A 20,149-nucleotide genomic window follows, 5' to 3' on the forward strand; every position below is an offset into this window, starting at 1 on the left:
TGGTAAAAGAAGGCAATCAGTTATTCGGGCGCATGCGCGCAATCTCGGCGCGCACCAGAATTTCTACAAGCGAAGGCAGGTGAGCATCCAGCCACGTCCGTACCATGGAGCGCACTTCAGTGCGAACCATGTCTTCAATCGTCATGCCGCTGCTTCCGCTCACGACGGTATCAGACGGGATTGATTTTCCGTTACTGCTGAAGGCGGTCTGCAGGTCATTGAGCGAGTGCTCTGCCGCAGCAATGGTTTGTGCGCCCATGAGATCATCCTGCGGCGCGGAGTTGCTGTGCTCTATTTTTGCAGGCGACACCATCATGGATGGTTCAAGGGTCAGTTCGTCATTTTCGATAGCTGACGTCACGAGTGTGCTCTCCACTGTTTTGTTCAAAGTCTTGTTGTCCTTCAGGATCCGGCGGATCGAGCTAAGGACGGTGTCGATTGTATCGTCAGCCGAGCCACGCTGCGGCTCCGGAGATGGAGAGGTCATGACGTATGGGGCATCTTGAGCATTACAGGAAAAGCATTAGCGTCCAGGCTGATTGATCGCGTAGTCGCTGGTGCCCCACAGTCTGTTCTTGACCGCATTGTAGTAGGCTTTTTCATCGTAGAGCGGGACCCCCAGCTTGAGGTCAGATGCCGTCAGTCTTCCGATCGACGCTGCGACCGCATACGAGGAGATGACCAGATTAGACAGGTGCTGAACCAGTGTCTGCTGGGCCTGCAGGAGTGTCTGCTGCTGCTGGAGAACGGCCAGTGTTGTGCTGGTCCCGACCAGAGCCTGACGTTCCACACCATCTAACGCAATTACGTTGGCGGAAATGGCCACGCGGTCACTGTTGATGGATTGCTTGAAAGCAACCATCTGTTGCCAGCTCGCCGCTCCTTTCTGAAGGGCCGTACGGCGCTGCACATCCACTTCACGATGGGCGGCCTGGGCCTGCTGGCGTGCACCGCGGATGGCAGAATATTCAGAACCGCCCTGATAGATCGGAATCTGGAAGGCCAGCATTCCATATTTATTATCTGTCAGCGAGCGGCTGTAACCCTGATTTATGGAGTGCTGAAAAGCAAGCTCAGCGGAAACCTTGGGCATAATCGCCGAGATCTGCACAGACACATTGTCTTTTTGCTGCGCTTCAGTGAAGAGCGCATTCACAACGTCCGGATTGTTCTGAACTGCAAGGGCAACGACTTCGCGCTCACTTTGAACGGGCAGCTTGAGTGGCTGGGGCGCTTCAATGTTTGGAGGCGCGGCAATCCCCACGACCTGCATATAGGTTGCCTGTGCTCCCTGAAGAGTTCCTTCCGCCTGCTGCCGCTGCGCTGTTGCGCTTGCAAGAGCTGCCTGCGCCTGAGCGACGTCAGTTCTGGTAATTTCGCCGACGTGGAAGCGTTCCTGCGTGGCCTGGACCTGCTGCTGGAGAACGCGCTCGTTATTGATGGCGAGCTGCAAAAGCTGCTCGTCCTGAACGACGCCTACATAGGCATTGACGACATTTGTGAAGACTGTCTGCTCTGTCGAGATCAGTTTGGCGCGTTCAGCCATGACCTGATTTGTCGCTGCGTGAATGCCTGCGACAGTTTTGCCGCCTTCATACAAAGGCTGGGTAATATTCACACCGCCGCTGTAGCCAGGCGTCTGATAGCGCTGGTTCGTCCCCAGATTACCGCTGCCAGCTGCATAGTTGGTCTGACCGTCGTAGTAGGTCAGGTTCATTGTTGTCTGGATGGTCGGGTGCCAGCCCGCCATTGCGGTCGGAACCTGCTCATCTGTTGCACGCAGGCGGGCACGCTCCTCGCGGAGGGTGGGGTTTGTCAGATAGGCAGTGGAAAGAGCTTCCTGCAAAGTATGTGGGACGAAGGTTGGGGACCCGCTCCCGTCATACTTCTGAGCCAGGGCTGTTCCGCTCAGGAGAAAGCTCAGAAGACCCAGTCCCAAGGGACCAGATAGAGCCTTTGTGCCGTTGCATCCTGAAGTCATGAGATATCCTGCCATCTGAACACTGTATCGCAGCGTTTCGTGAATCAGCCCTTAATAGCCTGATCCCTCTCAGAAGAAAAATCCTCATCGAGGCTGAAATATCTCTCTTGACCAAAATGTCCTGAAAGACGATATAGCCCCTGTCTCCTCCGAGGTCCGGTGGCAGAATGGTGATGTAGCGGACTGCAAATCCGCGAATGTGGGTTCGATTCCCGCCCGGACCTCCAGAGAGACTACTCCCCCCGCAGAAAATAGCCGTTTTTTCCTGATGTTCTAAAAATCAGGAATTCGATTTTACCATTTTCAAATAAAGTATTGGCTTTTTTGATCGGCTGGCCGTGCGTATTGCGTCACGTTAGCCAACCGTCTTGCTCAGTCTGTCAGGAGTGAGCCTCTGCATACGCTGCGGCTGCCCCAAAGAGACCAGGCTGGGGATGCGTGATGATTTTGACAGGCATTTCGCTCATCATGGTCTCAAAGCGCCCTTTTGCGACGAAACGTTCGGCAAAGCCGGACTCACCGAGAATATTCGCCAGACGCAGTCCAAGGCCGCCGGCAATCACAACGGCATGGGCGCCGTGTGCCAGTGCCAGATCACCAGAAACGGCACCAAGGCTCAGACAGAAACGCTCCAGAGCTGCGGCTGCAATCGTGTCGGAGCCTTCCATGGCGTTCTGCCAGAGCGTTCTGTTATCGCGTAGCGTAATGGGCAGGCCCTGCTGTTCAGCAATGACTTCGTAAAGGTTGGTCAGGCCGGGGCCAGACACGATGCGTTCTGCTGAAACGCGCCGGAAACGCTGGCGGAGCGCCTTGAGGATGTTGTCTTCAACTTCGTCGAGTGGTGGGTAGTCGAGGTGGCCGCCCTCGGTCTCCATGACAAAGTATTTTTCTCCACGGCGTAGCAGGCAGGCTGCCCCCAGACCCGTACCAGGCCCGACAATCGTGATGGTTCCCTGCGATGGAAGATCCACGTCCGGGCCGCACAGATGTCTCATGTATGATGAATCAACCTGGGCGACCGCATGAGCCACGGCACCGAAATCGTTGACCAGAACGAAGTTGTCGAGATGCAGACGGCTGGCAAGCTGCGTCGGATGGATGACCCAGGGATTATTGGTCATCTTCAGGATTTCACCTGTAACCGGACAAGCTACGGCAATCCCGGCTTCCCTTGGTAAAGGGCGGTCCAATGTTCTGCCAAAAGCTTCCCAGGCCAGAGCCAGGCTTGCGTGCTCCGCGCATTTTAGGGTGACGGCTTCACCCAGTTCTGCGACGGTTCCGTTTTCGATGCTTGCGATTGCAAAACGGGCATGGGTGCCGCCGATATCGACCGCAACGATTTCCCTCATGACAACTATCCTCTGGCCTGTCTGGCATCTGTTGAATGTGGAAGCAGTCGCCTACCGGCAGCATGCCGTCAAGTTAGTGAGAGGCGTCTTTTCTTAATTTGCAGCACGTTGTCGCACTTCGGCGGAACGCAGCAGGCGATGAACGATTGGCCGCGGCACCAGCATCTCCAGAAGTCGGGCCAGAGCGAAAGGCCATGGAAAGAGAAGATGCGCCCGTCCTTGGCCGATGGCGCGTGCGATGAGGCGCGCTGCTTTGGTTGAGGACACTAGGAGCGGCCGAGCCCCTTCCAATCGCTGGCTCATGGGCGTGTCGACATATCCCGGAGAGACAAGCGTCACATAAACATTGTGCGGTGTCATGGCGGCATGAAGCGCTGTGCTGAAACGGGCAAGGCCAGCTTTTGAGCCGCTATAGGCCGTCGCGACGGGAAGATCATGGAATGCAGCAACAGAACCGATGAGGGCGATATTCCCGCCACCTCGTGGAGCCATGCGGCGCGCCATTTCTGTGGCCAGGGTCACGGGCGTCGTGAAGTTGACGAGTGAAATGGTTTTCACCTGCTCTGGGAGTTCCGTGAGTTCATTTTCCGGGCGGATGTCTCCCAGCCCTGCACCGAGAACAAGAATATCGATCGGGCTGACGTCGTCGGCTTCTCGTAAGGCAACAAGGGCCGCGTCTGTGTCACACAGATCAAGAGCGAGAGTTTCTGTCGTGGCGCCGTGGCGTTGGGCCTGCGCTGCGACCTTATCCAGTCGCTCTTGGTTGCGGCCCCATAGAACAAGATGTGTTCCTGCCCGCGCATAGTGAAGTGCGAGTGCCTCACCGATGCCGCTGGAGGCTCCGGTGATCAGAATTCGTGACTGAGGGCCGCGTCTGGAAAGCGGAAAGGTTGCCATGCGAGAGATATCCACGTTGAAAGTCATGGTCGGATTGGTAATGGGAGGGTATAGCCTTCCGGTGCGAAAAAATGCGACCCTGTGCTGTTAAGGCATATTACTCCATTAGCTCTGAAAAATTTTTCAACCAGAGGTGCAAGGCCCGACCCTATGACATCGCCCGCTCCGCAAGATGATCTAGTAGTCCGTCCGGTTACGACGCGGGCACATTTGAAGCTCTTTATTACCCTGCCCCGCCGTATTTACGCTGGAATGCCCGGGTTTGTTCCACCACTGGACATGGAACAGAATGACCTTCTGAACCCCAAGAAAGCTGCCATTTTCCGTCATGCCAGCATTCGCTATTTTCTGGCTTGGCGTGGTGACACCCCTGTCGGGCGTATTGCTGCGATTGTTGATCATCGTGCGATTGAATTCTGGGGTGAGAAAACAGGGTCTTTTGGCGCACTGGATGCTGTGCCGGAGGCGTCTGTTGTTGCAGCTCTTTTGAGTGCTGCCCGTCACTGGCTTCGCCTTCAGGGCATGGATCGCGTGCGTGGTCCGGTTACGCTGAGCGGGAATGGTGAATCCGGGCTCATGATCGAGGGGCAGGATCAGCCACTCATGATTGCGATGCCCTGGCACCCCAAACTGCTGGGGCAGTTGGTCGAAAGTGCGGGCTACGAACGCAGCGAAGATCTTCTGAGCTACCGTTTCGATCTGACTGAAGAAAACAGGGCCAATTTTCGCGTTCCGGGTGATCTGAAAATCGGAGAAGGTCGTCTCGGATCCATCTCCGTGACGCGTCTTTCCAAGAAGCAGATTGCAGCGCAAGGTGAAGTCCTGCGGACGCTCTACAACGATGCCTGGAGTGGAAAGTACAATTTCGTACCTTTGCAGGACTACGAAATGAAGGCGATGATCAATCAGCTCAAGCCGCTGCTGAGACCCGAGCACTATGTTCAGATTGATCAGGACGGTGAGCCGGTGGCCATGGCTCTGGTTGTACCCAATCTTTACGATATTGCAGGCGATCTCGGTGGTGATCCTACGCCGCTCGGTTGGATCAAGCTTGCTGCCCGTCTGGGACTGCATCGCTTTCACTCTGCGCGTGTCATTCTGTTGGGCGTCACGCGCAAGCTTCAGGGCACGATGCTGGGCTCTCTCCTGCCCTCTCTGGCAATTTCGGAACTGCTGCGTCGCGGGCGCTCTCTACCCTATTCCTGGGTAGAGCTTGGGTGGATTCAGGAATCTGATACGAGAATGAAGAATTTGGCGGAAGCTGTAGTTCCGCATCCTTATAAGCGTTATCGCCTGTACGAACGCTCAATCCAGGATTGAGATCTGAAAGGGGTGCCAGCTTTAGAAGTGCTGCCACCCTTTTTTTTGTATTTCCATAACCTGTCCCTCGGCATTTAGAACGTGCACTCCCGCTCCTGAGCGGATGGCCCCGATACGAGTGACGGGCACATTTCTTTGAGAGCACGCCTGAACCAACACGCTCTCGTTTTCAGGGGCACAGGTTAAGAGAAGCTCGTAATCATCGCCGCCTGTGAGACGTTGTTCGAGCCATTGTGACCCAAGCGCGTTGGCAGCCGAGGACGCCGGAACTGTGTCTGCCAGAATATCTATGGCCACACCGGATTCTGCCGCGATATGACCGCAGTCCTGTATCAGGCCATCGGAAATATCCATCGCCGCATGCACAAGCCCATTCAGGTTCAAACCCGTTCGTGGGCGGGGCAAACGGTATCGCTCTGACAGGAAACCTGTTGGATCAGAAATTTTTCCTTGAAGGGCTAACAGGCCAAGCGCGGCATCGCCGATTGTTCCGGTAACCCACAGGCTGTCACCAGCTTTAGCTCCGCTCCGGCGAAGAGCAGTGCCTTTTTTCAGCCGTCCAAAAACTGTTGCTGACAGAACAAGTGGACCCGCCGTCGAGGTTGTGTCTCCCCCGAGCAGCGTTACGCCATAGAGGTTCTGATCCTCCGCCAGGCCCGCAGCGAACGCACTGAACCACACGTCATCGTAGCGAGATACGTGCGGGATGGTGACGTTCAGGGTGTAGGCATAGGGCTCTGCGCCCATGGCGGCGAGATCTGAGAGATTGCAGCGGAGAAGTTTGCGCCCCACTGTTTCAGGGGGATCTTCCGTCAGAAAATGGACGTTCTCGACCATCGTGTCGGTAGAGATGGCCATCTCCTGCCCCGAGGGACAAGAGATCAGCGCGCAGTCGTCTCGAAGGTCGAGACTTTCCGGGCCAGCGAGCTGCCGGAAATGTCGGGCGATGAAACCGAATTCGCCCGACATGCTTCAGGTGTTGCTTTCGTTGCGTCGGCTGACGGCATCAAGAATGCCGTTCACCATCTTTGGCTCGTCCCCGAAGAAAAAGCCGTGTGCAACGTCCATATATTCATTGATCACGATGCGGTCGGGCGTATCGGTGTCAGCGATTTCGAATGTTGCAGCCCGGAGCAGTCCGCGAAGAACGGGATCGAGGCGCGTCATTGGCCACTGCTCGGGAAGTAGATCGCTTAACGTGTGGTCGATCTTGTCCTGATCGAGCGTTACGCCACGAACAATTTCCTGCATCAGAGTCAGGTCGGCATCAGGAATGTGGCCGTCTTCGAAGGATGCTGTCGGGCTGACGCGGCGGTGACGGAGAAACTGGCCGAGAACGGTCTCCGCATTGTCGCCGGACTGTTCGCACTGGAACAGAGCCTGAACGGCTGCAACACGGGCAATGGTCCGGCTGCGGCGCGTTGGTCGGCTGTTGGGCGCGTCTGATGCGGTCATGGTGTCTCCTGGGAGTCGTTTTTTCCGGGAGACGCATCTGCGTCCCCGGTTATGGGGTTCATGTCGGCGAGGATCTTCGAGAAAGCCTCGACCTCGCGGAAGTCGCGATAAACGCTGGCGAAGCGGACATAAGCCACACCGTCCACCTCGCGCAATGCGTCCATCGCAAGTTCGCCGATACGATGTGAAGAAATATCCTGCTCTCCGGACGCTTCAAGCTGCCGGACAAGCCCATTGACCAGGCGTTCCTGTCGCTCTTCTTCAACGGGGCGTTTGCGCAAAGCGACGCGGATCGAACGGCTGAGCTTGTCCCGATCGAAGGGGACACGCCGACCATCTGCCTTGATAACGTTCAACTCGCGAAGCTGAACGCGCTCTACGGTTGTGAAGCGCTGTGTGCAGGCCGAGCAGACGCGCCGACGTCGGATTGCGGTCCCGTCTTCACTGGACCGGCTGTCCTTTACCTGAGTGTCGTCGTGTCCGCAGAAAGGGCAACGCATGAACAGTCCTGATCGTTCGGGCCTTGTCGGGGCCAGGAAAATAGGAGCAGTTTACCGGATCATCCGTTCTGGCCCAAATGGGCCTGTCCGTTACCGGGAGACTATCGTTGAAACGGGTATCTGCGGCTTTTGCTGTCTTGTTATCGCTCTCTGCTGCTCCTGCTTTTGCGCAGGAAACTGGCGCTCTGCCAGTTGCACAGCATAATCGCCAAAAAATTGTCGTTCTGGATGGAACACTTGCCCCGTCGAAGCATGACGATACACGGGCCAATGCGTATTTTACGATTCGCAATGACGATGACAGTGATCATCTGTTGAAGGGCATCACGTCACCGGCCTGCTCCACCATCACAGCGCATCACACGAACCAGGAGCAGACGCAGGCGACGAATGATCTGTTTTCGCATCTGGCCCTGCCCCATAACTCAGACATGATATTTCCGGTTTCCGGTTATCATCTGCTGTGCGGTGGTGTGCAGCAGGGTCTTCAGCTCGGACAGAAAGTACCGTTTACCTTCGAGTTTCTCGATGGTGACAGCATAACGATCGGTTTTACGGTCGAAGCGGCCAAATAAACTGATTTGGAGATCTCAGGCCATGATGGTGGCTGAGATCTCCTTGATAACGGCCAAAACCGATTCGCCGTACCGGTCGAGCTTGGATGCACCCACCCCTTTGATACTGCCGAGTTCCTGATGGCTGACGGGGTGCTCTCTTGCGATGTCCCGAAGGACCGAATCGTGGAAAATAACGTAGGGGGGAATTTCCTGCTCCCGCGCTTCTGAAAGGCGCCATTGCCGAAGGGCATCGAAAACAGATTTTTCTTCTGCGGAAAGATTGTCGTTTTCTGGATTGGTGGTCGGAGACCGCGCAATGAGGCTCTGCTTGGCGTCCAGTCGCAAAGAGACCCTTTCTTCCCCACGAAGGATTGGCCGCGCAATCTCGCTCTGAAGCGCAAGGCTCCCATGTTCGCCGTGCGTCCGGATCGCACCGCGCGCAATGAGCTGTCTGACTACGGCACGCCACCAGTTCTCGGTCTGATCCTTCCCGATCCCGAACACTGAAAGGTGCTGATAGGCGTGACGTTCGATGGTTTCGTTGGTTTTGCCGCGTAAGACGTTGGTGAGCTGGACGGCGCCGAGGCGTTGTCCTGTGCGATAAATGGCTGACAAAACTTTCTGTGCGGCTTCAGTGCCATCGAATGTGGACACGGGATTGATGCAGTTATCGCAATGGCCACAGGGAGAGGACAGATTTTCTCCAAAGCAGGCGAGAAGAGCTTGTGTGCGGCAGCCTATGGTTTCCGTGAGGGCAATCATGCTTTCCAGACGGGACTGCATGACGCGCTTTTCGTTGTCAGGCGCGCTTGACTGCTCCAGCCAGTGTCGCGCGCGAGCCATATCCTCACCGCCATAAAGCAGGAGCGTGTCTGACTTCTCACCATCACGCCCTGCCCGTCCAATCTGCTGGTAATAGGCTTCCGGAGAGGATGGCATGTCCAAGTGTACAACACAGCGGACGTCCGGGCGATCAATGCCCATTCCGAACGCTACTGTGGCAACAATGACCATGTCTTCGCCAGAGCGGAACCGCATAAGGGTCGCGCGTTTTTCAATGGGAGACAGACCTGCGTGAAACGGAAGCGCAGTCAGGCCTTTGCCCCGCAGCATTGTTGCTACACGTTCGGTCTTGTTACGGCTTCCACAGTAGACGATGGCAGCACCGCTCCGATGGCTTTCCAGTGCCTCGGTCAGCTGCTTGCTTTCGCCTCCCTTTGGGCGGGCTTCCATGAAAAGATTAGGCCTGTGAAAGCTCGCCATCAGGACGCGTGCATCGGGCATCCCGAGAACATTCAGGATATCGTCGCGTGTGCGCGGGTCAGCGGTTGCGGTCAGGGCAATACGGGGGACGTTCGGGAAGAGTTCAGGAAGCGATGCGAGGGCTCGATATTCCGGTCGGAATTCGTGTCCCCATGCAGAAACGCAGTGAGCCTCATCAATCGCGATCAGGGAAATACGGCGCTTGGAGAGAAAGTTGCTGGTCGCGGGCTGTAAAAGCCGTTCTGGCGAAATGTACAGGATGTCGATCTGATTATTGCGAAGATCCTGATGCAGGATATCGCGCTCTTCAGCGTCCAGCTCGGAATGAAGGGCTGCGGCACGGATACCGAGCTGCCTCAGGCCGGCTACCTGATCGTCCATCAGGGCAATCAGGGGGGAAATAACGAGACCCATGCCGTCCCGACATAATGCGGGAACCTGATAGCAGAGGCTCTTTCCTCCACCGGTGGGCATGAGGACGAGAACGTCTTCGCCCCGCATGACAGTTTCAACGGCCTCTCCCTGGAGACCACGAAATCCTGGAAACCCGAACACGTCTGCAAGGACCTGTTCGGGAGATTGGCCCGGTCTGGCCGCAGGGTGGTTTTGTCCCTCCGTCACTCCGGGCTCCGGCTCAAAGACCCGGTGTGATCGTGATGGAGACGCGACGCAGCGCAACGTGGGAGGCGTCGATGGTTGTCTCTGGTTCTGGCTTGATCTCGATTTTCGCACCATTCACGCCGTCATTGGCAAGCTGTGTTGCAACGGCTTGTGCGCGGCTGTCTGCAAGTTCCTTAAGAACGGCCGGATCACCGTTCATGCCAGCAGAACCGGAAACGCGGATGCTCTGAGCGTGCTCATTGCGTGCTGCTGTAGCCGCTTTTGTGACAACAGCCTGAGCAACCGGGCTCAGTGAGACGGAATCACGGTCAAAAAAAACAACGTAGCTGTCGCGTGTCGGCTGGTCGGCACAACCGGCCAGAGCGGCGGTCAGGACGAAAGCCGGAGCCGCAATACGGATGGAAGAAAGGATACGAACCATGGCGTTACGTCCTGAGAGAAAGAATTGAGGCTCCTAGGTGCCTTGTCGGCAGAGGCTGGTCAACCTGCGCTTGAAACTACCTGTCCGTTCTCAAGGCGCCAGATGCGATCCAGCCTTTCAACGCCTGTGAGGCGATGAGCGATCAGCAGAACGCTGCGGCCTTCTGCAACGTTGTTCAGGGTCTCCAGGAACGCCTTCTCGGTATCTGCATCGAGGCCTGTTGCAGGTTCATCGAGGATCAGGATCGGGGCGTCTGACAGCAGGACACGGGCGAGTGCTATGCGCCGCCCTTGCCCGCCGGAGAGTTTCGATCCGCTTTCACCAATCCATGTATCCAGACCTTCAGGAAGGCTGTGCACCAGATCCGCGACTTTCGCCTGATCGAGAGCGTTCCAGAGTGCGGCTTCTGGAAGGTCGGTGCGACCGAGAAGAAGGTTATTCCGGATCGTATCATCAAAAAGATGGCTGGACTGCGAGAGCCACGCGACCTGAGAGCGCAATGCGTCGTTGTTCAGATTGGCAATATTTTCGCCACCCAGACGAATTTCTCCATCTTCAGGTGCAACAACTTTCAGAATCAGCGCTGCAAGACTGGATTTTCCAGCACCTGATGGGCCAATCAGCGCTGCGCGCTCGCCCTGCCGAAGAGAGAGGGTGAGATCACGAAAAACTGGTTCCCGATTCGCAGTCCATCGAAAGGTTACCCTATCAACTTTGATGTCTCGGCCAGATGGAAGCGGCGTTGTTCCCTCGGCGACAGTCGGGGTCTTCTCGGCCACTTCCATGATGCGTTCAGCAGCGTACGAAACCTGGCCGTATAGAAGGCCTGCACGAGAGAGGCCCGTCACGCCTTCCAGAGCGGTAATGGCGACAAAAAGTGCGGCGATACCAGCAACTGGCGCGGCCTGCTGGAAAATCAGACCTGCGACTGCGCAGAGAATGATAGCGATACCTGCTTTGGCGACCAGGCCAGCCACAAGATTTGTCAGCGCCATGCGGATGGCCTGTCTGCGCTGGGCAGAGAACAGGGCTTCCTGACGTTCAGTCACCGCGTTTGCAAGGAAGTCTTCGGCGCCAAAAGCGCGAGCTTCTCGGAGACCTGACGTCAGATCAAGAGCTGCTACGCGCAGATCGGCCTCAGCGTGAAGAATGTCCGGGCCGAAACGCCGTGACACTCGGGTTGCCACCCAAGGCATGGCGAAAGCGAGAACTGCAAATAGAGCTGTTGTGAGTATGCCGGGGAGTGTTCCAGCTTTAATCCAGACAAACGCGGCAACAGGCAGCGTCAGAACAGCGGACGCCATCGGGACCAGAATGCGCAGGTAGAGATTGTCGAGCGTCTGGACGTCCGAGACCAGACGAGACAGGAGATCTCCAGAGCGTTGGAAGCCAAGGCCTGCTGCTGCGCCTTTTGCTAGACGGCGATAGAACCACACGCGCAGGTCTGACAGGGCGCGGAACATCGCATCATGCGTATAGAGGCGTTCCAGATATCGCAGGACGATCTGGGAGGCGCCGGCTGCCTGTAACAGCATCGACCCAGCAGCAACCCCTACGGCTGCAGCCGCAACGCGACTACCGGCCTGCCCCATCAGAGCCAGACTGGAACATACAGCCAGTTCTGCAATGACGATGCCTGTAATCAGGCGGCCGTAATGTGGCTTCCAGACGCGGATAATACGCGAGAGAGCCGTGCTGTTCTCCGGGCGCTGCGATTGAAGAGAAGCGCTCATGCTGCTTGCTCCGTATAGGAGATAACGCGACCTTTGCTGAGAACAAGGTGGCGACCATGGAACTTCTGGGCTTGCGCAGAATGAGTGCAGAGGACGACCGTTCGCCCCTCAGCCAGACGATGAAGGCTGGTCAGGATGTCTGCCTCTGTCGCCGGGTCCAGATGTGATGTGGGTTCGTCCAGAAGCAGAAGTGGCGCGTTCTTGAGGAAGGCTCTGGCAATTGCAATGCGCTGGGCCTGTCCGCCTGAAAGACCAAACCCGCCTTCTCCGATCCGCGTTTCCAAGCCTTCGGGAAGATGCGGGATATAGCTATCCATTGCCGCGTGAGAAATTGCTGACTGCAACTCCTGGTCGGAAGCCTCGGGTTTAGCGAAAAGAATATTCTCGCGAATTGTTCCTGCAAAAAGGACCGGTTTCTGCCCGATCCAGCTAATGCGGGATGAAATCTGTCGTGGCGTCAGGGTAGCCATGTTTGTGCCGTTCAGAAGGATACGGCCCTGTGTCGGGTCTACAAAACCCAGAAGAAGTTCGAGAAGTGTGGACTTGCCCGCGCCCGATGGCCCTTCCAAAATCAATGTCTCGCCGGCCGGGAGCGTGAAGCTCACGTTTTCGATCACGGGACCGCGTTCTTCGTTCCAGGAAAACGACAGGTTTTCAGCAGTCACGGTGAGGCCACGGCCATTCTGTACAGCAGCAAGTGCGGGCGTTGATGACAGTTCTTCGGGAAGGTCGGCCAACTCGTGCATAGCCTCGGCGGCTGCTGTCGCATGGGCGCGATCCTGATAAGCCGCAGACAGGGCACGGAAAGACGCGAATGCTTCTGGCACAAGAAGAATGGCGTAAAGGGCGCGTGTCAGGGCAATTTCAGGCGTCCCGCTGCTAAGGCTATGGCTCTGGGTGATGACGATCAACACCAGCGCCACGACCATGGCGATATCTGTGGTGGCGGATGCAATGAAGGCAATACGCAGGACCTTCATGGTCCGTAGGCGGAGATCATCGGCACTCGCTGCCAGCGCCTGGGCTTCACGTTCCGTGCTGCCAGAGAGGACAATCGTGGCAATTCCCTTAACGCGGTCCAGAAAGCGCGTCTGCAGACGTGTCATCGCCAGAAACTGACGGCGGGACGCAACGGCAGTGGCGATCCCGAAGAATGCCTGAAAGACCGGAAGGGACGCGCAGCAGATTGCGAGGATGATGCCCGCACGATGGTTCTGCCAGAAGACAGCCGCAACAACGATCCATTGTGAGACGAGCCACAGCGCAGATGCAGGGAGCCAGCGTGCGAAATACCCATCCAGCGCTTCCACGCGATCCACAAGGGTGGAGGCGATTGCCGAGCTGTGTTGCCGACGCAGGAGCGCAGGACCTTCTCCAATAATACGGGCCATGATTTCTGAGCGAAGTCGGCGGCGGGCCGAAAGACTTGCGGACGACGCTCTGATGTCCTGCACTGCCGTCAGGGCTACGCGGATCACGCTCACGGCAATGAACATTCCGATAGCCGGGGGGGCGTTGCCCGGATGTCCGGTCAGAATGGCGGCAAGTGTCCGGGCCAGAGCCCATGCCTGCAGAAGACCCAGGAGAGTCGAGAGCAGTCCGAGGATCACTATAACGGAGGTCAGGGAACGGCTGGCACGCCCCTGAGCTTTTATCCACGCTTTTGCGATTGTCTTGTCGGCCTTCATGATCCCTGCATATAGGTCGCAAAGTCGCCACAAGACAGTCTTTGACGCATTTCTTGCTGCTTATTTAGATTTTAAGTGGTTATTTCAGGAGTCGGACGGGCTGCCGGAGCCTGCGGACGATGGCGACTCTTCGCTGTGGATTGCTTTATGGGCAATCGCGACAGCTGTTGGCGACGGATCTGCGGGTACGAACTTCATGTTGTACCATGTGCCGTCCTCATTTGAGATGAGAAGATCCGCATTGATCTGGCGGGCAAATCCCCGGATCAACTGAATGCCAATCCCTTCCCGTCTGTTCCGTGATTCGGTCGCGCGGGACGCTTCGAGCCCAATCCCGTCATCTCCGAGTTCAAATTCTACCAACCCGGATTTGTCGGCAGGTGGATTTTTGACGCGGTGAAGCGAAATGCGAACGACGCCTGCACGATTTTCTGGAAAAGCATAACGGAGAGCATTGCTGACAACTTCAGTCACGATCAGAGCAACAGGGACTGCTTGATCGGGTGAAATCAGGACATGTTCGATGTCCAGTTCCAGCCGAATGCGTGTCTGCGTATTCATGCTGTGGGCGGAGAAGAGAATTGAACACAGCTCTTCCAGAAAGCTTTGAACATCCAGCGCCGAAAGGCCGTTTTCGGAATACAGATAACGATGCAGCGTAGCGAGCGCGCGGACCCTGTCCCGCACCAGTCTGAATTCTTCGCGGGCCTCATGGGACCGGATGCGACTGGCTTGAAGATTCAGGAGAGATGCAATGACCTGAAGATTGTTTTTAACCCGATGATGAGTTTCCCGGATGAGCATGTCCTGATGGTGTGCGGACTTCTCAAGGGCGCGTTCATGTCGCGTGAGCCGGCGTGTTGCTCTCAGAAAGGCACGCTCAAGATGACGGATTTCCAGAGGGATAGAACGATTGATACGCGGGTCGAATGGTGCCCCTCGCCGCCAGTCCGCTACGGCCAGGGCAAGTCTTTCCAAGGGTTCTACAAGGAAAGTCCGTGCAGCCCACGCGACGATCAACAGCTCCAAGACTAGGAGTGTCGCAATCAGACCCACGCGGATCAGAAAAATATTAAGCGCCCGGCTTTCTTCGCGTGTTCGCTCGGTAGCAACAAGAAGGCTGACCGGGCCATAGGCGTTTTGCAGAACATAAGTCGTGCCGTGAAACGTGAACGAGTCATGCAAAGCATGATTCGCAATATCTCTTTTCAGCCGATCATGCACAGCCGTGGGAAGTTCTGGAATATTGGGTCGATCTGGAAAAAGCGAAAAAATCGACCCGTCCCCCATCATGAGGAGGTTTCTCGCATTGTCGTTGACACCGAGGAGCAGTCTTCCATCGCCAGCAGGGAGATGGCTGCGCTGCCAGCCCAGTGTCCTTACTGCGATGATATAGCCTGCGATCGTGCCCTGATTCATCAGGGGAACGACGAATCTTATGAGAGGGCCACGCCCCCCCTTGATGACATCGACACCGATATTAGGGCGTGCGCCATTCTGGTTCAGCGTTGTCAGGAGTTGCCCGGACGGACAGATGGCCGGGTCTTGAGACGACGGTGGAGGAAGCACAACTGACGGATGCCCCTGCGCGTCAGTCAGCATTAGCGAGCAATAATGATGCTGGGAAATCGTCTGGACGAGGCCGAATTCACGGAGAGCCGTTTCCGCGGTGATGTCCCTGTCAGCCAGCATGTCCAGCACGCTGTGGGTCTGGTCCAGATCGCTTGATAATTCGGAAAGCGCTGCCTGAGCGTCGCGCTCGGTTCTTGCCAGAGCATTGCCAACGTTTTCCTGGTAGCTATGCCACGCCAGAAGACCCGCGATTGTCGCAAGGGGAAGCGTTGTCGCGACAATCAGGGCCATGACACGAGCCCCAACCGTATCGAACATGCGAACGCTGCGAAAAACCATTCTGCGATAAGGAATGACGAGACCCTTTATGACCTGCTGCCCAGGATCTCAGGCCAGGCTTCCTGTGCAATCACTTTTTCCGGTCTTCTTCGATCAGCTTTAAAAGCTCTTCAGGGATAGGTTCGCTCGCAACATCGTCAAAGAGCTGATGAAGTCCGCGGCTCAGCCAGATACCAAAGGGAGAATCCTGATCATCGCCTTTGGATTTTCCGGATGAGGATTGGGACTTGTCTCCTCCGGTCATTGTCTAGTCCTGAGCCTCTCTGTGACAACGCAGAATAATCGCCTCTGCTCCCTGCAGATCGCCGTGTGGTTCTGAGGCTGTTCGAAAGCTACAGACCTGCACGGCGGTAAAGAACTGTTTACAAAAACGGCTCAGTTACCGCAATCGCTTCAATTCCGAAATGGGCGAAATACGAACGTTTCCGAGAGGCTAAAAGTTCAATCCAGGCTTACGAGAAAAGCAGATCGTCTGCTGACTGTCCGGCACGATGGCGCACATCGATAGCGTCACGCAGGGCCTTCACCTTCACGCGCAGCTTGTCGTTGCTCGGCATATCGCCTGTCATCCATGCTTCAAGCTGGCGGCGAGCACGGAAAACGCGGCTTTTAGCTGTACCAACAGCGCAGTCAGTTGCTTCAGCCAAAGCTTCGTAGCTCATGCCCTGAATAACGACCATAACGAGTGCCTCGCGCTGGTCAGCCGGCAAGCGAGAGAGTGCCAGCGACAGATCTTTCAGAGCCAAGCGGTCTTCATGTGTTGCCGGGCTTGCGAATGTTGATGCTGGCACATCATCAATGTCGGTCGTCTCACGACGCTTGCGCAGGTCGGAGATAAAGCGGTTACGCAGGATACGATGCATCCATGCTGAGAAATTCGTGCCGGGAATGAAGCTGTTCTGGGCGGCTAGAGCATTGCACACGGCGTCCTGAACAAGGTCCTCCGCAGCAGCGCGGTTGCGCGTCAGGGACAGGGCCTGCACACGCAGCTTCGGTAGGATTGCGATGACCTGATCATGGAACGTCATTGGAGTACTCCTGGTTTCGTCCTGTTTCATGAGATCAATGAACGGGGTTCCAGGATCGTTGCATCAAAAGGAGATTTTTTTGATATTTTTTAAAAATTATTATTTGTCAGTTGGTTAGAGAGTCATTTCCTGATGATTTTTTCCTTCGGCCAACATGGAAAGCTGGCTTCTTGCTCGTGAGACCCGCGCTTTCATGGTTCCGGACGGAACATTGCAGATGCAGGCGGCTTCTTCATAAGACAGCTCCTGTGCGCCCACGAGGATGATAGCTTCGCGCAGAAGGTCCGGAAGTTTCCAGATAAGTTCTCCTAGATCCGTTACGGCATCTCGGGCACTTTGCATGGAGGGGATTTCGGACGACAGGGGCATGTCCATTTCGACGTTCTGCATGATCTCCTGTTCACGGGAAGATCGTCTGCGCTGTTCGTAAAAGGCATTTCTCTGAATTGTGAACAGCCAGGCTTTCAGCGTGGTTCCTGCCTGGAACTGTGTTTGCGCAGCGAGTGCGCGAACAACGGTGTCCTGCACCAGATCGTCTGCTGCGACGGCATCACGTGTCAGGAACCGTGCGAAACCACGGAGGTCTGGCAACGTCTTCAGGAGTTCCTGATGAAAGGAAACGCCTCTTTTCTCCTGTGGAGCCGTTTCAGGCTCGGAAACAGGTGCCGTCAGAGGGAGGTCCTTTCAGGAAGGTGAAGTCTGCGGATGCAGACAGACACTAGGCGTATCCGGTCGCTCGTGTCATGATTATTCAATCGCCACAAACGGATAGTCCTTCATAAGGTTTCCGCGCGGCTGTCCAATATCAAGAGGCTGAGGATCCATGGCTGACACGTCACGTCACGAACTCATTGCGGCGCTACCCTATGCTCGCCGTTTTGCCCGTGCCCTGGCTGGAGATCAGGCGCAGGGAGACCGGTTGGTAGCCGGTGCCCTGAAGGATTTTCTGGCTGCAGAGAAATCAGACCTTCCTCCCCGGCTGGCACTATACGGCAAGCTCGTGCAGGAGTTCTCGAAGGAGCATGCTGATCGGCCAGACATGACTCTTGTTCAAAGGGCTCTCATGCTTCTGACCTCGCTTGAGGAGCAGTCGCTGGCGTCGGCCGCTCGTGCCCTCTCTATTTCTGAAGAGGATGCCGCTGCAAATCTGGCTGTAGCTCGGCAGGCTCTTCAGGGTATTGCGCAGACGACGGTGCTTATCATTGAAGATGAGCCGATCATTGCCATGGATATTCAGGATCTGGTCGAGCGCTGTGGCCATAAAATCGCGGGTGTTGCGTACACGGAGGCTGACGCCGTGAAGCTGGCTGCCGAGACGAAGCCAGGTCTTATCCTGGCTGATATCAATCTCGGCGGTGGCGGTGATGGAATGCATGCTGTCGGGCGTATTCTGAAAACACATGAAACGCCTGTGATTTTCGTCACGGCTTATCCGGAGCGTTTATTGACCGGAGAAGCGCATGAGCCTTCCTTCGTGATTACGAAACCATTCGAGCCTATGGCGCTGGCCGTAGGGACCTATCAGGCCGTCACGGGCGGCATAAAGTCCGTCTGAGAGAAAATCCGTCTCTGGGTGCCTTGCGGGCAAACGTTCCCTGCGACACATAGGGGATATGTCGGCACCCATTCTTCTTCTTCAGAATATTACTTACACTCTTGGCGGACGTCCGCTCCTTGATGGCGCCGAGCTCGGCGTTCTTCCGGGCGAACGCATCTGCCTTGTGGGGCGGAATGGCTCCGGTAAGTCTACACTCCTCAAAATAGCGGCTGGCGACATTGTTGCTGACGACGGGACCCGGTTTGTACAGCCGGGCGTCAAGGTGCACTACCTTGCGCAGGAGCCTGATCTGACGGCGTATTCCTCCACCTTCGATTATGTCGCAGATGGGCTGGATGAGACGGAGCACTATCGGGCCCGATCCATGCTCGCTGAACTTGGCATGACGGGTGACGAAGGATGCGAACGGCTATCTGGCGGCGAGGTTCGCCGCTGCGCCCTCGCCCGCGCCTTGGCTGCGGAGCCAGATCTTCTGCTGCTGGACGAGCCGACAAACCATCTGGATCTTCCGACGATTACCTGGCTGGAAAAAGAGCTGGCCGCATCGCGCTGCGCCATGATTGTCATCAGCCATGATCGACGCCTTCTTGAGACGTTATCCCGAAGTGTGGTGTGGCTTGAGCAGGGCAAGACGCGCCGTCTGGACCAAGGCTTTTCGCGCTATGAGACTTGGCGGGACGAAGTGCTGGAACAGGAAGAACGTGATGCTCACAAGCTGGATCGTCAGATCGCTCGGGAAGAGGACTGGATGCGTTATGGCGTGACAGCACGCCGGAAGCGCAACGTCCGCCGCGTCGCTGAACTGGCGTCCTTGAGGAACAACCGTCGAGAAATCTCCGCGCGCGGCACCAGCACGCTGCGCATGTCTGCGACGGAAGCAGATGGCGGCGGCAAGATTACGATCGGTACGGAAAGCCTGGGATGGGCGTATGGGGATCGCACGATTGTAAAAAATCTCGATCTCAAGATTCTCCGCGGAGACCGTTTGGGGTTGGTTGGCGCCAATGGTGCAGGAAAGACCACTCTTATTCGTCTTCTGACCGGTCGCATGCCCCCGCAGGTAGGATCTGTTTATATCGGACCTTCTGTTGCCATGGTGACGCTGGATCAGCAGCGTGAAAGTCTGGACCCTACCAAAAGCCTTTCTGACACCCTTACAGGGGGCAGTGGGGATATGGTTCAGGTCGGGAATGAGAAGCGTCACGTTATCGGATATATGAAGGACTTCATGTTCCGTCCGGAACAGGCACGTACGCCCGTTGGAAAATTATCTGGTGGTGAGCGCGGGCGTCTTGCTCTTGCATGCGCGCTTGCCAAGCCATCCAGCTTGATGGTGCTCGATGAGCCTACCAATGACCTTGATCTGGAAACGTTGGATCTGTTGCAGGAAATGCTGGCGGACTATGCGGGGACCGTTCTTCTGGTCAGCCACGATCGTGATTTTCTTGATCGTGTAGCGGGTTCTGTTCTCGTATCTGAGGGGGATGGACAGTGGATTGAGTACGCCGGCGGCTACTCGGACATGCTGGTTCAGAGGCGCGGTGAAGCTCCTGCTGAGCGTCATTCAGAAGATCGGGGTGAGAATGACCTTGTATCAAAAAATACTGTAAAATCAGAAAAAAAGCAGACGAAGCTTAGTTATAATGACAAGCGGACCCTTGACCTTCTTCCCGGCAAAATGACTAAGCTGGAAAAGGCTATTGTCACGTATCGCGAGGCATTGTCTGACCCCGTGCTGTACAGCACGGATCCAGCAAAATTCACCAAGATCAGTGATGCGCTTCAGGCGGCAGAGCGTGAATTGACTGACGCCGAAGAGCAATGGCTTGAACTGGAAGCCAAAAAAGAAGAGCTGGAAAGCCAGTAA

19 protein-coding genes and 1 tRNA gene are annotated in these 20,149 nt (G+C 56.2%); 5 read left to right on the top strand and 15 right to left on the bottom strand.

Annotated elements, in window-relative coordinates; translation table 11 throughout:
- Positions 1 to 16 precede the first annotated feature (16 nt).
- Positions 17 to 487: a DUF2497 domain-containing protein gene (locus ABDK75_RS06240; protein WP_346005247.1), complete on the bottom strand. Its 471-nt coding sequence runs from the start codon at positions 485 to 487 to the stop codon at positions 17 to 19.
- A 36-nt stretch (positions 488 to 523) separates the two neighbouring features.
- A complete protein-coding gene (locus ABDK75_RS06245) occupies positions 524 to 1,981 on the bottom strand; it encodes a TolC family outer membrane protein (RefSeq protein WP_099212441.1) in 1,458 nt (485 codons plus the stop codon).
- Positions 1,982 to 2,134: 153 nt separating this feature from the next.
- Here ABDK75_RS06245 and ABDK75_RS06250 point away from each other — a divergent pair.
- Positions 2,135 to 2,208, top strand: a tRNA-Cys gene (locus ABDK75_RS06250).
- A gap of 153 nt (positions 2,209 to 2,361) precedes the next feature.
- Here the strand turns inward: ABDK75_RS06250 and glk are convergent.
- A complete protein-coding gene (gene glk, locus ABDK75_RS06255) occupies positions 2,362 to 3,330 on the bottom strand; it encodes a glucokinase (RefSeq protein WP_046901518.1) in 969 nt (322 codons plus the stop codon).
- A gap of 93 nt (positions 3,331 to 3,423) precedes the next feature.
- Positions 3,424 to 4,227, bottom strand: a complete 804-nt coding sequence (locus ABDK75_RS06260) for an SDR family NAD(P)-dependent oxidoreductase (RefSeq protein ID WP_346005248.1) — start codon at positions 4,225 to 4,227, stop codon at positions 3,424 to 3,426.
- A 150-nt stretch (positions 4,228 to 4,377) separates the two neighbouring features.
- On the opposite strand from ABDK75_RS06260, the gene ABDK75_RS06265 reads away from it, so the two are divergent.
- A complete protein-coding gene (locus ABDK75_RS06265; protein ID WP_346005249.1) occupies positions 4,378 to 5,547 on the top strand; it encodes a hypothetical protein in 1,170 nt (389 codons plus the stop codon).
- A gap of 21 nt (positions 5,548 to 5,568) precedes the next feature.
- Here the strand turns inward: ABDK75_RS06265 and thiL are convergent, their stop codons facing one another.
- From thiL to nrdR, 3 genes are read right to left on the bottom strand one after another with little or no spacing between them, the layout of a single operon-like run.
- Positions 5,569 to 6,516, bottom strand: a complete 948-nt coding sequence (thiL, locus tag ABDK75_RS06270; protein WP_339407635.1) for a thiamine-phosphate kinase — start codon at positions 6,514 to 6,516, stop codon at positions 5,569 to 5,571.
- Between the two features lie 3 nt (positions 6,517 to 6,519).
- The gene (gene nusB, locus ABDK75_RS06275) at positions 6,520 to 7,002 is read right to left on the bottom strand and encodes a transcription antitermination factor NusB (RefSeq protein WP_046901521.1); all 483 of its coding nucleotides are present in this window, start codon (positions 7,000 to 7,002) and stop codon (positions 6,520 to 6,522) included.
- The gene (nrdR, locus tag ABDK75_RS06280) at positions 6,999 to 7,502 is read right to left on the bottom strand and encodes a transcriptional regulator NrdR (RefSeq protein ID WP_339407636.1); all 504 of its coding nucleotides are present in this window, start codon (positions 7,500 to 7,502) and stop codon (positions 6,999 to 7,001) included. The genes nusB and nrdR overlap by 4 nt, the downstream gene beginning before the upstream one ends.
- Positions 7,503 to 7,609: 107 nt before the next feature.
- Here nrdR and ABDK75_RS06285 point away from each other — a divergent pair, with 107 nt between their 5' ends.
- On the top strand, positions 7,610 to 8,077 hold the full coding sequence (locus ABDK75_RS06285) for a copper chaperone PCu(A)C (RefSeq protein ID WP_339407637.1): 468 nt from the start codon (positions 7,610 to 7,612) through the stop codon (positions 8,075 to 8,077).
- 15 nt (positions 8,078 to 8,092) lie between these two features.
- On the opposite strand, the gene recQ is transcribed toward ABDK75_RS06285, so the two are convergent.
- From recQ to ABDK75_RS06325, 8 genes are all read right to left on the bottom strand, one after another.
- Positions 8,093 to 9,943 (bottom strand): DNA helicase RecQ, encoded by a 1,851-nt coding sequence (gene recQ / locus ABDK75_RS06290; RefSeq protein WP_346005250.1) that lies wholly within the window; start codon positions 9,941 to 9,943, stop codon positions 8,093 to 8,095.
- Between the two features lie 13 nt (positions 9,944 to 9,956).
- Positions 9,957 to 10,364, bottom strand: a complete 408-nt coding sequence (locus ABDK75_RS06295) for an OmpA family protein (RefSeq protein ID WP_046901524.1) — start codon at positions 10,362 to 10,364, stop codon at positions 9,957 to 9,959.
- 59 nt (positions 10,365 to 10,423) lie between these two features.
- Positions 10,424 to 12,097: a thiol reductant ABC exporter subunit CydC gene (cydC, locus tag ABDK75_RS06300; RefSeq protein ID WP_346005251.1), complete on the bottom strand. Its 1,674-nt coding sequence runs from the start codon at positions 12,095 to 12,097 to the stop codon at positions 10,424 to 10,426.
- A complete protein-coding gene (gene cydD, locus ABDK75_RS06305) occupies positions 12,094 to 13,785 on the bottom strand; it encodes a thiol reductant ABC exporter subunit CydD (RefSeq protein ID WP_346005252.1) in 1,692 nt (563 codons plus the stop codon). The genes cydC and cydD overlap by 4 nt, the downstream gene beginning before the upstream one ends.
- 84 nt (positions 13,786 to 13,869) lie before the next feature.
- A complete protein-coding gene (locus ABDK75_RS06310) occupies positions 13,870 to 15,675 on the bottom strand; it encodes a sensor histidine kinase (RefSeq protein ID WP_346005253.1) in 1,806 nt (601 codons plus the stop codon).
- Between the two features lie 91 nt (positions 15,676 to 15,766).
- Positions 15,767 to 15,940, bottom strand: a complete 174-nt coding sequence (locus ABDK75_RS06315; RefSeq protein WP_160298815.1) for a NepR family anti-sigma factor — start codon at positions 15,938 to 15,940, stop codon at positions 15,767 to 15,769.
- A 208-nt stretch (positions 15,941 to 16,148) separates the two neighbouring features.
- Positions 16,149 to 16,724 (bottom strand): sigma-70 family RNA polymerase sigma factor, encoded by a 576-nt coding sequence (locus ABDK75_RS06320; protein WP_046901528.1) that lies wholly within the window; start codon positions 16,722 to 16,724, stop codon positions 16,149 to 16,151.
- A 114-nt stretch (positions 16,725 to 16,838) separates the two neighbouring features.
- Positions 16,839 to 17,315 (bottom strand): sigma-70 family RNA polymerase sigma factor, encoded by a 477-nt coding sequence (locus ABDK75_RS06325; protein WP_244974215.1) that lies wholly within the window; start codon positions 17,313 to 17,315, stop codon positions 16,839 to 16,841.
- A 232-nt stretch (positions 17,316 to 17,547) separates the two neighbouring features.
- Here ABDK75_RS06325 and ABDK75_RS06330 point away from each other — a divergent pair, with 232 nt between their 5' ends.
- Positions 17,548 to 18,279, top strand: coding sequence for a response regulator (locus ABDK75_RS06330; RefSeq protein ID WP_346005254.1), 732 nt, complete (start codon positions 17,548 to 17,550; stop codon positions 18,277 to 18,279).
- Positions 18,280 to 18,337: 58 nt separating this feature from the next.
- On the top strand, positions 18,338 to 20,149 hold the full coding sequence (locus ABDK75_RS06335) for an ATP-binding cassette domain-containing protein (protein ID WP_346005255.1): 1,812 nt from the start codon (positions 18,338 to 18,340) through the stop codon (positions 20,147 to 20,149).

This window comes from Gluconobacter sp. OJA (assembly GCF_039638325.1).
Classification (GTDB): Bacteria; Pseudomonadota; Alphaproteobacteria; order Acetobacterales; family Acetobacteraceae; genus Gluconobacter; species Gluconobacter cerinus.

What these genes read in the sequence shown, in the direction of transcription:
- ABDK75_RS06240 (WP_346005247.1), bottom strand. Translation starts at nt 487, where the DNA reads ATGACCTCTCCATCTCCGGAGCCGCAGCGTGGCTCGGCTGACGATACA.
- ABDK75_RS06245 (WP_099212441.1), bottom strand. Translation starts at nt 1,981, where the DNA reads ATGACTTCAGGATGCAACGGCACAAAGGCTCTATCTGGTCCCTTGGGA.
- glk (WP_046901518.1), bottom strand. Translation starts at nt 3,330, where the DNA reads ATGAGGGAAATCGTTGCGGTCGATATCGGCGGCACCCATGCCCGTTTT.
- ABDK75_RS06260 (WP_346005248.1), bottom strand. Translation starts at nt 4,227, where the DNA reads ATGGCAACCTTTCCGCTTTCCAGACGCGGCCCTCAGTCACGAATTCTG.
- ABDK75_RS06265 (WP_346005249.1), top strand. Translation starts at nt 4,378, where the DNA reads ATGACATCGCCCGCTCCGCAAGATGATCTAGTAGTCCGTCCGGTTACG.
- thiL (WP_339407635.1), bottom strand. Translation starts at nt 6,516, where the DNA reads ATGTCGGGCGAATTCGGTTTCATCGCCCGACATTTCCGGCAGCTCGCT.
- nusB (WP_046901521.1), bottom strand. Translation starts at nt 7,002, where the DNA reads ATGACCGCATCAGACGCGCCCAACAGCCGACCAACGCGCCGCAGCCGG.
- nrdR (WP_339407636.1), bottom strand. Translation starts at nt 7,502, where the DNA reads ATGCGTTGCCCTTTCTGCGGACACGACGACACTCAGGTAAAGGACAGC.
- ABDK75_RS06295 (WP_046901524.1), bottom strand. Translation starts at nt 10,364, where the DNA reads ATGGTTCGTATCCTTTCTTCCATCCGTATTGCGGCTCCGGCTTTCGTC.
- cydC (WP_346005251.1), bottom strand. Translation starts at nt 12,097, where the DNA reads ATGAGCGCTTCTCTTCAATCGCAGCGCCCGGAGAACAGCACGGCTCTC.
- cydD (WP_346005252.1), bottom strand. Translation starts at nt 13,785, where the DNA reads ATGAAGGCCGACAAGACAATCGCAAAAGCGTGGATAAAAGCTCAGGGG.
- ABDK75_RS06310 (WP_346005253.1), bottom strand. Translation starts at nt 15,675, where the DNA reads ATGTTCGATACGGTTGGGGCTCGTGTCATGGCCCTGATTGTCGCGACA.
- ABDK75_RS06315 (WP_160298815.1), bottom strand. Translation starts at nt 15,940, where the DNA reads ATGACCGGAGGAGACAAGTCCCAATCCTCATCCGGAAAATCCAAAGGC.
- ABDK75_RS06320 (WP_046901528.1), bottom strand. Translation starts at nt 16,724, where the DNA reads ATGACGTTCCATGATCAGGTCATCGCAATCCTACCGAAGCTGCGTGTG.
- ABDK75_RS06330 (WP_346005254.1), top strand. Translation starts at nt 17,548, where the DNA reads ATGGCTGACACGTCACGTCACGAACTCATTGCGGCGCTACCCTATGCT.
- ABDK75_RS06335 (WP_346005255.1), top strand. Translation starts at nt 18,338, where the DNA reads ATGTCGGCACCCATTCTTCTTCTTCAGAATATTACTTACACTCTTGGC.